This is a genomic window from Nocardia aegles (genome assembly GCF_052545135.1).
Window position 1 is genome coordinate 145,787 of sequence record NZ_JBQWRI010000011.1, and the last position, 11,713, is coordinate 157,499.

Here is an 11,713-nt window from a genome sequence, read left to right on the forward strand (position 1 = left end):
CAGGGCCCCTGCCACGACGTTCTCCGTGACGTATGGCCCGTCGGGGGGCTTGTCCGTCCACTTTGTCGGTGTATGGAATGGGAATCAGGACATGGCTCTTCGCGGGTTCTTCGCGCGGCATCGTATCGCCTCGGCGGTCGCCGCTCCAGCGGTTCTAGGATTGGCGGCGGTCGTCGCCACCTCGTTGGCGCTGACCTCGACGCCGGAAACCAGGGATACGCGGCTCACGACGTCGGTCACGGAATGCCGCGACATGGTCACCATCTCGGTGGCCGGTCGTAACGACACGCCAGTGGAGGGGACCACCAGGATGCTGGTGGATGCCAACGGCAACCCGCTGCCCGCCGCGCTGTCGGGTGATCACAGCAGTGAGTGGGTCGATCCGGTCGTCAACGCACCCGCCGATGACGTCGATCCCGACGCGTACGCCGCGGTCTACATCGCCTATCCGGCGAATATGTCCACCTACGAGGATGCCGTCAACGCCGGTGTCGCGAACACCGAACGGGTGATGCGGGAAATCGCCCAGGCGTGCCCCGACACCAAGTTCTCGATCGTCGGCTACAGCGAGGGCGCCGATGTCGTTCGCCGCGTCGCGATGACGATCGGCCATCAGGAGCCCGGACCGGACGGCGCGTACGGGATCGTGAATCCGGACGACGTCGTCGGTGTCGTCATCCTCGCCGACTCGGGTCGCTCGGCGGGCGACGGGCCGTTCCCCGGATCGAAGGATCCGTTCAGCCACCCGGACGGCTTCGACCAGCAGTATCAGAGCGGCACGAACCCGGTTCCCGGGCAAGGCGCGGTGCGTGGCACCAGCGGTGACTTCGGCGCGCTGAACGGCAAGATCGCGTCGTTCTGCTCCGATGGCGATCTCACCTGCGCGGCACCGCAGAACATCTCGTTGCTGCAGTTGGCCGTCAATGTCGGCAGGCAGTTGAACGTCGACGCGCTCGAACGCGACGGGCTCACGCCCGCGACCGGGCAGGACGTCGCCGTGGTCCTCGGCCGGATCGCGATGGCGGCGTTCGCGGACATCCAGTCGCAGCCGAACTGGATGCAGAGCGACGAGACCTTCCTTCAGGTACTGCTGCGGGTGTCGGATCCGGCGTACAAGCCGGGTGAGAAGAAGGCGCCCGCGCAGACGGACTCGATTTCCACGAACGACATGTCGCCGCTGGCCTACCTGCCGCAGAAGGTGCTCAACGAGATCGTCGGGCTCATCGTGACCAACCAGAACACGATTCCGGTCATCCTGAGCGACCCGTACAACCTCACCCTCGGGCCCGACCACACCGGTCACCACTTCGACTACTGGGACGACGCCGACCCCGCCGCGGGCAAGCCGACGACCTCGGCGGAGTACGCGGCCGCCTGGCTCACCCATCTGGCGAAGCAGGCGCAGGCCGGTAAGCAGGTCGACCCGTCATCCAAGCCGCAGGCGGCGGACCTGGCCGCCGTGTACAAGGCGGCGGAGACCACCTCGGCGGCGCCGACGACCGAACCCGCCAAGGGTTCGACCACATCGCCGCGGCCGACCAGCGCCGCTCCCACGACGACCGGCACCACGAACCGGCCGACGACGACGGCGCCGACCTCGACCACCACCGCGGCGCCGGTGGTCACCACACCGCCCGCTCCGACTCCGGTCGCGGCGCCGGTCGAGACGACAAAGCCGACCACCACCGAATCGACCACCGCCCCGTCGACCACCACCCCATCGACCACCGCCCCATCGACCACGACGACAACGTCCGCGGCGCCGACCACCACCGCGACCGCGAAAGCGTCGAACTGATCGACCCGCAGGCCGCGATCACAGCCGCGAGGCGTGATCGCGGCCTGCGGTGTCTTCGCCGGGACCGCGCGACAGACCTGGCGCGCCCGCGCCGCCAGAGGCGGCCGGCCCATCATCACGCGGCATCACGTCTACGAGGACAGTCTCGCCGTTGCCCAGGCATTCGATGCGGGGGAGTAGGTAATACGCTGTTCGGAGTGCTGAATTCAACCGCAGACTTCGCTGACGACCATCCCGACGTGGCGGCCACCCGCGCCGCCTACAACGACATCGCCGAGCTCTACACCGAGCTCTTCCGGCACCACCTCGCCGACGCGGTACTGGATCGGGCGATGCTCGGCGCGTTCGCGGAATCGGTGGCAGCCAACGGTTCCGGTCCGATCGCCGATCTCGGCTGCGGGCCGGGGCGGATCACCGGGCATCTCGCGTCGCTGGGGGCCCAAGTGTTCGGCATCGACCTCTCGCCGCGAATGGTGGAGCTGGCCCGCATGGAGCATCCCCAGCTGCTTTTCACCCAGGGTTCCATCGAACAGCTACCGATCGGCGACGAGGCGCTCGGCGGCATCGTGGCGTGGTACTCGTTGATTCACCTTCCGCCGGATCGCGTGCCGCACGTATTGAGCGAGTTCCATCGGGTACTCGCCGGCAACGGGCACGTGTTGCTGGCTTTCCAAACGGCCGACCGGCCCGATGCGGTGGAAGCCTTCGACCACAAGGTGACTCGCGCCTACCGGTGGGCGCCGAAACGTCTCGCCCGCCTGCTCGGCGACGCCGGGTTCGCGATGATCGCTCGCATGGTGCGGGAGCCGGGTCCCGAAGAGCGGTTCGGGCAGGCCTGTCTACTGGCCTCGAAGGTTCGGTGATTCACCGAACGCGGTTCATCGCGCCCGGGTGGGTCTGTTCTGTCGCGGCGGTCTCCTGGCTACGTGGGCCGCCGACGACGTGGTCGATTCGAATTCCGAGCATCGTCACCAGGTCGGCGGCGGGCGACTCATTTCGACAGCCAGGCGGTGAACATCACGCTCACTTCCAACGCCGGCCTGGTCGGCTGCCGCCGCGGTGTGCCGCGCCTGCCCGACCATTCGGCGGAGTCGCTCGCCGCCACCGCCTGACCATGTCGGCGCATTCCCGGTAAAACTAGAACATGTTACTGTCGAGGCATGGCGCATCGGCCAGTCGAGAAAACCGCGGCCGCTTCATGGCGATATCGGCGGCTCGCGGCGGACTCGACGGCACGGCGACCAGCCGAAAGCGGCGCCACTTATGCAACTCGTTCTAGTAAATGTGCGCCACGCTGTTCGCGGTGGAGCAGTTAGGGAGACCAGCACGCCATGCGTACCGAAATCTGCGAGCGGCTCGGAATCGAATTCCCCATCTTCGCCTTCACCCACTGCCGCGACGTGGCGGCCGCGGTCAGCAACGCGGGCGGACTCGGCGTGCTCGGGGCCGTCGGCTTCACCGCCGAGCAGCTCGAGGTCGAGCTGACCTGGCTGGACGAGCACGTGCAGGGCGTATACGGCGTCGATCTGGTGATTCCGTCCAAGTACGAGGGCAAGGACATCGACGGACTGAGCCCCGAGGAACTCGAAGCCAAGCTGGCCGAACTGGTCCCCCAGGGGCACCGCGACTTCGCGGAGAAGATCCTCGCCGACCACGGCGTGCCCGAGCTGCCCGAGGGCGAGCACCACAACCAGCTGCTCGGCTGGACCGCAACCACCGCGGGGCCGCAGGTCCAGGTGATTCTCCGGCATCCGAAGGCGAAGCTGGTCGCCAACGCTCTCGGCACCCCGCCGCAGGACGTGATCGAGCAGGTGCAGGCTTCCGACCGGCTGATCGGCGCACTGTGCGGTTCGGTCAAGCATGCCCTCGACCACAAGCGGGCCGGCCTCGACTTCGTCGTATGCCAAGGCACCGAAGGCGGCGGTCACTGCGGCGAGGTCTCCTCGATGGTGCTGTGGCCGCAGGTCATCGATGCGGTGGGCGACCTGCCGGTGCTGGCCGCGGGCGGCATCGGCAACGGCCGCCAGGTGGCTGCCGCGATGGCGATGGGCGCCGCGGGCGCGTGGACCGGCTCGGTGTGGCTGACCGTCGAGGAAGCCAACGTGCCGCCCGCCCAGATGCAGACCTACATCGACGCCACCAGCCACGACACCGTGCGTTCGCGCGCATGGACCGGTAAGCCCGCCCGCATGCTGCGCAACGATTGGACCGAGGCATGGGAGCGGGCCGATACCCCCGACCCGCTACCGATGCCGCTGCAGATGATGGTCGCGCTGGAGGGCGTGAAGCGCGGGCACCGCTATCCGGAGGCCGCCAAGGACGTCAACTTCAACCCCGTCGGCCAGATCGTCGGCATGATGAACCGGGTGGAGCGTTCCGCGGACGTGGTCAACCGCCTGGTCCAGGAGTACATCGAGGCGTGCGAGCGCCTCGACAAGCTCAACGGCGGGGCCTGAGTCCGGCACCCGATAGCCGTCCCAGACGGAATGCGCAGCGTACGAAACGGCTAAACGGTGGCGGCTTGGGTCTCGTCGACGCTTTCCGATACGCCGGCCAGCAATTCCGCGAAGCGCGCGATGACCTTTTCGTGGTACATGCCGAATAGATCCTCGAACAGCGCCAGCTGAGCCGCGCTCGGCCCCGAATCGGAGTCCCACACCGCGGCCAGCGCCCGCCAGACCAGGATGTGCAGATCCGGCGCGCCCGCGAAGTACGCCTCGACCGCCTCCGGCACCTCGAGCACCGTCTCACCGATCGAGTTCACGATCGCGCGCTGCATGGGCAGCCCGAGCGCGGTCAGCAGTCTGCGCACCAGCGCGACCTCGAGTGCCAGCATCCGCCGCAAGTCCGGATCCGGCTGACGCGCTATGGATTCGAGTTCATCGATGGTGGATTTCAGCTCGACCGAATCGATCCGGTGTTCCCCACCGGTGTAGGCGAGCAGCGCCTCCAGTACGAGATTGCGCTCGACGTTCACGATGTCGCGGAACATCTCGATCGCGGTGTCCGGCATGGGAATCGAGAATCGGAACAGCTGGCGGTACACGTCCACCCCGCCCGCCTCCCGGACATCGCGGATCGTGAATCCCTTGCCGCGCCGGGCTTCGACGAAACCGTAGGACTCCAGCCTGCCCAGCGTAAGCTGCGCGGTCGCGCGGTTCATATCGAATTCCTCGGCGACCTGACGCACCGACGGCATGAGATCCCCCGGCTGATATTCCCCTGCGGCAACCCGGCGCGCCAGCTCGTCGGCAACGTCGGCGACTACCGTCTGGGATCCCATCGAGTCACCTTTCGACTACTTCGAATACGTCCCAGACAGCCTAGGCCCTACTCTCCGGTACTGCACCCGTGTAAGGTCTGGCCCGCGATTGTGGTGCGTCATCTATTCTGCGGCAGGCCAGGCGATCTGGCGGACGCCACGCGCGGGCAGCCCGCCTACTCGCCGCTGTTCGCCGCTTGGGCGAGCGGAACCTGCCGATCGGCAATTCCGGTCACTCTGGGACGCAGACGCATTCGGCGCTGTGCCGGTCCCACGCCGTTCGACGCGACGATCTGCCGATACTGTCTGGGGCGGATTGCTACCTCTGCGACAGCCACGCCCGCCACTGTGGAGCGATAAGCGCGGCGATTTCTTCGTAACCCATGGCACACACCGCACCCGCGTCATCCTCGCAGGGCTGAGACCGGCCCGCGGGTTCCGGATACGGGCAATATGATCACGGGGGTTCGACCGGGAGGGAGTAATGGTGACAACCGAGCCGGAACTCGCGACACCGCCGGTTCCGCCGTGGTTCGCGGAGTTGTTCGCCCACCGTCGCTGGATCCGGCGCGACCGGCCCTTTCCCCACGTCTACGCCCGCGACGTGTTCGTTCCCGAGTTCTATCAGCGGATGGCCGAGCAACTGGAGCGGGTTCGCAGGGAGCGTCCCGACCTGTTCGGGCCGGTCGCCGACGGCTACAGCGCCGACGGAATCCGGCTGGCCGACCTGCGCGACGGACCGCTCGCGGTGTTCACCTCGCGCGAGTGGCACGACGTGGTCGCCCGGCTCTGGGGCGTCGAAGCGACCGGCGACGTCGAAGGATCGGTGCATCACCACGCGCCGGGCAGCCCCTTCGGCTGGCCGCACAACGACCTCAATCCGGCCTGGTTCCCCGGCCCGCCGGCTGGTCCCGGCGAAGTGCGCCTGCCCGACGCCACCGTCCACACCAAGACCGGGGCACGAGCGTCCGGCATCGTCGCGCGCGAGACCGTGCGCGCCGTCGCGGTGCTGTTCTATCTGGGCAATCCGGGGTGGCAGCCGGGTGACGGCGGCGAGACCGCGCTGTACGACCACGTCGCCGACGGAGCCGCGCTACCGTCGGTGACCCTCGTTCCGCCGCTGGACAATTCGCTGCTGCTGTTCGAGGTCACCCCGCGCACCTGGCACACGTTCGCGGGCAACAACGCGAAAGACCGCAACAGCGTGGTGATGTGGGTGCATCGCGCCAAGGCGGATGCCGAAGGGCGTTGGGGAGGAGACAAGATTGTCCACTGGTGAACGCCGCGTCTGTCTGCTCACCGGCGCGAGCGGCACGCTGGGCGACGCCTTCTGTCAGGCCTACTACCGCGACTACGACATCGTGGCCGTGTGCCGCACCCGCACGCCCGCGGTGCCGTCACAGCTGGAGTGGTACGTCGATCCGCTGGCACCGGACGCGGCCGTACCGGAGAACGCTTCCCGCCTTTTCGTGGTGCGGTCCGATCTCACCCAACCGGGCGAAGTGGAACGGGTGGTGGACCTGGCACTGGCCCGATTCGGTGGAGTCGACCTGCTGGTGAACAACGCGGCGCACGTCCGGCTGCACCCGGGCGGCGTCATCGACGGCGACGCCGCGCTGGACGACTTCGATCCGCATTTCACGCTGAACGTCGCGGTGCCGCTGCGACTTTCGGCGCGGCTGGCGCAACGATGCTGGATGCACGCGGGCCCCGAGAATCGCGCGCGCAATCGCAACATCGTCAATGTCTCGAGCATTTCCGGCTCGGAGGTCTATCCCGGACAGACTTTGTACTCCGCGTCGAAAGCCGCGCTCAACCAGCTGACCCGCAATGTCGCCGCCGAGTTCGCCGAGTTCGGTGTGCGCGCGAACGCCATCGCCCCGACTACTTTCCCGGTACTGGTCCCCACCGAGCGAGTCGCACGGGCGATTGCCGAGCTGGACGCGAGCGACGTGTCCGGTGGGGTGTACGGGGTGGGTGCCGAGCCGGAGTGAACCGGCCGTTGATCGCCGCGCCGTCGGCGGTGACAGCCGGGTGCACCTGGTTTACGTGGCCGGATCGTCTTCGGCTCGCGCGGGTTCGGCGAGCACCGACGCACTCGAGTAGTGCTCGGCGATCTCGTCGCTGGTGGTCAGCCACACTCCCGGGTGGCCTGCCACGTAATCGAGGGCTCGGTCCAGGTATGTGATTCGGAATGCCTGCCCGATCACGAACGGGTGCAGGGCCAGCGCCATGACCCGTCCGCTGTCGGCCGACTCGGCGTAGAGCTGGTCGAGCTGATCGCGCACGATCTGCACGAAGTCCGGTCCACTGGTGGCTTTGCCGAGGAACAGCGTGTTGTCGTTGAGTTCCACCGAGTAAGGGACACTGAGCAGGCCGGGTGTCGACAGGTGATAGGGCTGGTCGTCGTTGGTCCAGTCGAGGACATAGCCGATGCCGAGTTCGGCCAGCAGTGACGGGGTGCGGAAGGACTCGGTGAGGGCAGGTCCCATCCAGCCGCGCGGCCTGCGTCCGGTCGCTCGTTCGATGGTCGCGACCACGTCGGCGAGATAGGCGCGCTCCTCGCCCGCCGGGACGTCCGGCTGGAAGATCGAATTGTTCTTCCCGTGCGCGAGCCACGCCCAGTTCCGTCGCATCCCCGCCGCCACGATCTGCGGATTGTGCTCGACGACGTCCGAATTGAGCAGCGCGCTGGCCCGGATGCCGTGCCGGTCGAGCACCTCGATGATCCGCCAGATGCCCACCCGCGGTCCGTAGTCGCGCCAGCCGTAGTTCAGCGGGTCCGGCGCGAGTCCGGCAGTGCCGGGAAAAATGCTCGTGGAAGGCCGGTCCACCGAATAGTGCTCGACATTGAGCCCGATATAGAACGCGACCCTGGCACCGCCGGGCCACCGCAGCGGCGGACGGTCGACGATCGGGCTGTAGTCGAAGAGTTCGTTGTCCATGCCCTCATGTTCGAACTTGACACCGATGTGAGGATCAACCTCGACCATGAGTGACGTCCGGCACAGTGCACAGCCCAGCGGAGACAGCGGCGGGGTTCCGCGAGCCGGATCGTGCACACCAGCCGGTATCGTGCAGCGAACGTAACAACAGATTTCGTACGCACATGGGTAACTCACCGGGTACGCCCAGAAGGGGAGCGGCACTCGACGCAGGACCTGAACGCGGGTCTCGCGGCTCCCAACCAGTACGGCCCGAATACCCGGAGAGGCGGGCGAGCATGCGAGTGGACGGGCGGGAGATCCCGGTCACGGGCAGCCTGCTACAGCCGATGATCCGGCGCACCAGCGACATCATCCGGGTCGTCCTCGCAACGCTGGGGGTGGCGGTCGTGATCGCGGCCTCACTGATCACCCGCCCGGAATGGCTGGCGCTGGAACGCTCGGTCTCCAATATCGTCGGTTTCCTCAACCCGGACCAGTCGAACCTGGTGTACCTGGTCTACGGCATGGCGATTCTCGCGCTGCCGTTCGCGATCCTGATCGAGCTGATCATCGGCAGGCAGTGGAAGCTGCTGGCCGGCTACGCCGCGGCCGGGGCCGTAGCGGGACTGCTGTTGTCCATCACCGGCACCGGCCTCTCCGCGCCGAAATGGCATCTGCAGGTGCCGGACCGGTTGGACACCTTTCTGTCCCAGTTCCTCGACGATCCGCGCTGGATCGCGATGATCGCCGCGATGCTGACCGTGGCCAGCCCGTGGCTGCCCACCCGGCCGCGGCGCTGGTTGTGGTTCCTGCTGCTGGCGTTCGCGCCGATCCACCTCGTAGTCAGTACCGTGGTGCCCGCGCGGGCCATGTTCGGGTTGGCGGTCGGCTGGCTGGTCGGCGCGGTGATCGTGCTCGTCGTGGGCACGCCCGCGCTGGAGGTCCCGCTCGACGCGGCCGTCCGGGTGCTCGCCAAACGCGGACACACCGTCACCGGATTCACCGTGGTGCATCCGGCGGGCCGCGGGCCGTTGGTACTCGCCGCCACCATCGAAGGGCCGGAACGCGAGCTCATCGTCGAGATGTTCGGCAAGAACCAGCGCAGTTTCGGCGCGCTGCGCCAGCTGTGGCGCTGGTTGACCTTCCGCTCCAGCGAAACCGCGGCCATCCACGGTTCCATGCACCGCGCGGTCGAGCATCGCGCGCTCATGGCGATCGCCGTCGCCGACCTGGGGCTCGGCAGTTGCACCCCCGTCGCGGTCGCCGCGCTGTCGCGCGGCTGGGTGTTGTACGCGCGCACCCAGCCCCGCGGCACGGCGATCACCGAACAGTCGGCCGAAGTGCTGCCCGGGGTGTGGCAAGCGCTGGACATCTTGCAGCAGAAGCAGATCTCGCACGGCGCCCTGCGGCCGGTCGACATCCGCGTCGCCGACGGCGGCACGCTGTTCGGCGGCTTCGGCAACGCCGAATACGGAGCGTCGGACGCGCAACTGCAATCCGACATCGCCCAATTGCTGGTGACGACCACCGCGACGTTCGGCAAAGAGGCCGCGGTGCGCGCGGCGATCGAAACGCTGGGCGAGGCGCGGGTACTCGCGGCGGCGAGGCGGCTGGCCAAGTCGGCCATGCCGACCGGTATCCGCAGTGCGATCCCGGGCTGGAAGGCCGCGCTGTCGGGCGCCCGCGACGAAGTGCGCAAGCAGACCGGGCAGGACCGGATCGCGGCCGAGCAGATCACCCGGTTCTCCCGCAACCAGATCATCCAGCTGGTGCTGCTGATCGGGCTGGTGTACGTCGCCTACCCGTTCATCAGCGCCGTGCCCACCTTCTTCACTCAGCTGCGTACGGCGAACTGGTGGTGGGCGCTGCTCGGGCTGCTGGTCTCGGCCCTGACCTACGTCGGCGCGGCGGCGGCGCTGTGGGCCTGCGCGTTCGGCGCGGTGAACATCCGGAATCTGCTCATCATGCAGGTCGCCAATACTTTCGCGGCGACCACTACGCCCGCGGGCGTCGGCGGACTCGCGTTGAGTGTGCGGTTCCTGCAGAAGTCCGGTATCGGCACCGTCCGCGCCACGGCCGCGGTGGCGCTGCAACAGGCGGTGCAGGTGATCACCCATGTCGGCCTGCTGCTCGCGTTCAGCATCCTCGCGGGCACCTCGGCGGACCTGTCGCATTTCGTCCCGGCTGCCACGGTGCTGTATCTGCTCGCCGGTGTCGGCGTCGGGATCGTCGGCGCGTTCATGTTCGTGCCGACACTGCGCCGCTGGCTGAACAACGCGGTGCGGCCGCAGTTGCAGGAAGTCGTCGGCGAACTCGCCGCACTGGCTCGCGATCCCAGACGGTCCGCGGTGATCATCGGCGGCTGCGCGGCGCTGACCGTCGGTATGGCGGGCGCGCTGTGGGCCAGCGTGCAGGCGTTCGGCGGCGGCACCACCTTCATCACCGTCACGATCGTCACCATGATCGGCGGCACCCTGGCCGCGGCCGCGCCGACGCCGGGCGGTGTCGGCGCGGTCGAGGCGGCGTTGATCGGTGGTCTGGCCGCCTTCGGCCTGCCCGCGAATATCGCGGTGCCCTCGGTGCTGCTCTACCGCGTGCTCACCTGCTGGCTTCCGGTGTTCTGCGGCTGGGGCGCCATGCGCTGGCTGACGAAGAAGAATCTGATCTAGGCGGCTGCCGTGCCCTTCATGGTTTGGTCGCCGGCCGGACCGGCCCAGCAGGAGCGCGGCTTTGATGGCACGGTAACGGCCGTGGCCGGGTGAACAGCACGCCGACGTCGCGGTGGGAATTGGTGGCAGACTGGTGTTCGTTTCCGGACATGAGTTCAGTATCTGCCGATCGGGCCGATCAGACCCGGGCCGATGCCACGGAAACCGTCCGTAACCGGACGCGTAGGAGACATTTGTCCGGGAGGCACCGTGCCAGAAGAACAAGACAACGCCGATCGCCGGGTCCGGCGCACCAGGGCCTCGCTACACCGGGCGCTGGTCGAACTCATGGTCGAGGGCGCCTACGACCGGATCACCGTCCGCGACATCCTGGATCGCGCGGACGTCGGGCGGTCGACGTTCTACGCGCACTACCGAGACAAAGATGATCTGCTGCTGCGCAGTAGCACCGACTATCTGCGCGCGGCCATGGCCGCGGCGCAGACGGAGGCGAACGCTGCCGAACCGCTCGCGCCGGTGCGCACGCTGTTCGAACTGGCCGCCGGTCACCCCGAGATCTACCGTGCACTGCTCGGCCGCAAAAGCAGCACCGTGCTGCTGCGCACCACGCGGGTGATGGTCGCGCAGATTCTGAACGAGCGGCTGGGCGACCGGCTCACCATGCCGGAGGACGAATTCGCGACCACCGTGACTTTCCTGTCCTGGGGTGTGGTCGGCCTGCTCGGCACGATCGCCGAAGGACATCCACCGCTCTCGGCGGAAGATGCCTACCAGCAGGTGATCCGCTTGATCGGTCCCGGGTTGACCGGACGGGTGCGCGACCGACTCTCCGGGCCGGCCGAAGGCATTCGCGTGGATCACTCCGTCCGGCCCGCCGGGTTGTCCGACGGCGGCGACGGACTGAATCAGATGCAGAATATCAACTAACTTAGCGGCCCGGCAAGAGATCGTGTAATGAATTCACGTTAATCAGCCGGTACCTGAATCTTCGCCAGCATGAATCGCTCCTAGCAGGCTATTTTGCCTTTCATCGACCGGAATCACGGTGGATACGGCA

At 67.6% G+C, this 11,713-nt stretch carries 9 protein-coding genes; 7 read left to right on the forward strand and 2 right to left on the reverse strand.

All coding sequences use genetic code 11. The features are described from left to right. The first annotated feature begins 91 nt into the window (after positions 1-91). From ACT89H_RS25460 to ACT89H_RS25470, 3 genes are all read left to right on the forward strand, one after another. Complete coding sequence (locus tag ACT89H_RS25460) at positions 92-1,798, forward strand: cutinase family protein (protein WP_445111173.1); 1,707 nt, start codon at positions 92-94, stop codon at positions 1,796-1,798. Positions 1,799-1,995: 197 nt separating this feature from the next. Continuing rightward, the gene (locus ACT89H_RS25465) at positions 1,996-2,661 is read left to right on the forward strand and encodes a class I SAM-dependent methyltransferase (RefSeq protein ID WP_445111174.1); all 666 of its coding nucleotides are present in this window, start codon (positions 1,996-1,998) and stop codon (positions 2,659-2,661) included. A 468-nt stretch (positions 2,662-3,129) separates the two neighbouring features. Beyond that, the gene (locus tag ACT89H_RS25470) at positions 3,130-4,254 is read left to right on the forward strand and encodes an NAD(P)H-dependent flavin oxidoreductase (protein WP_445111175.1); all 1,125 of its coding nucleotides are present in this window, start codon (positions 3,130-3,132) and stop codon (positions 4,252-4,254) included. Between the two features lie 50 nt (positions 4,255-4,304). On the opposite strand, the gene ACT89H_RS25475 is transcribed toward ACT89H_RS25470, so the two are convergent. Further along, on the reverse strand, positions 4,305-5,081 hold the full coding sequence (locus tag ACT89H_RS25475; RefSeq protein ID WP_445111176.1) for a GntR family transcriptional regulator: 777 nt from the start codon (positions 5,079-5,081) through the stop codon (positions 4,305-4,307). Between the two features lie 463 nt (positions 5,082-5,544). Here ACT89H_RS25475 and ACT89H_RS25480 point away from each other — a divergent pair, with 463 nt between their 5' ends. Together ACT89H_RS25480 and ACT89H_RS25485 are read left to right on the forward strand one after the other, a co-directional pair. Further along, positions 5,545-6,339: a 2OG-Fe(II) oxygenase family protein gene (locus tag ACT89H_RS25480; RefSeq protein ID WP_445111177.1), complete on the forward strand. Its 795-nt coding sequence runs from the start codon at positions 5,545-5,547 to the stop codon at positions 6,337-6,339. Beyond that, positions 6,326-7,054, forward strand: a complete 729-nt coding sequence (locus tag ACT89H_RS25485; RefSeq protein WP_445111178.1) for an SDR family NAD(P)-dependent oxidoreductase — start codon at positions 6,326-6,328, stop codon at positions 7,052-7,054. Before ACT89H_RS25480 ends, ACT89H_RS25485 begins: the two co-directional genes overlap by 14 nt. Before the next feature lie 51 nt (positions 7,055-7,105). Here the strand turns inward: ACT89H_RS25485 and ACT89H_RS25490 are convergent, their stop codons facing one another. After that, positions 7,106-8,005, reverse strand: coding sequence for a polysaccharide deacetylase family protein (locus ACT89H_RS25490; RefSeq protein ID WP_445111179.1), 900 nt, complete (start codon positions 8,003-8,005; stop codon positions 7,106-7,108). A gap of 278 nt (positions 8,006-8,283) precedes the next feature. Between ACT89H_RS25490 and ACT89H_RS25495 the strand changes: the two genes are divergently transcribed. After that, positions 8,284-10,656 (forward strand): lysylphosphatidylglycerol synthase transmembrane domain-containing protein, encoded by a 2,373-nt coding sequence (locus tag ACT89H_RS25495; RefSeq protein ID WP_445111180.1) that lies wholly within the window; start codon positions 8,284-8,286, stop codon positions 10,654-10,656. Between the two features lie 249 nt (positions 10,657-10,905). Beyond that, positions 10,906-11,583, forward strand: a complete 678-nt coding sequence (locus ACT89H_RS25500) for a TetR/AcrR family transcriptional regulator (protein ID WP_445111181.1) — start codon at positions 10,906-10,908, stop codon at positions 11,581-11,583. The last annotated feature ends 130 nt before the right edge of the window (positions 11,584-11,713 follow it).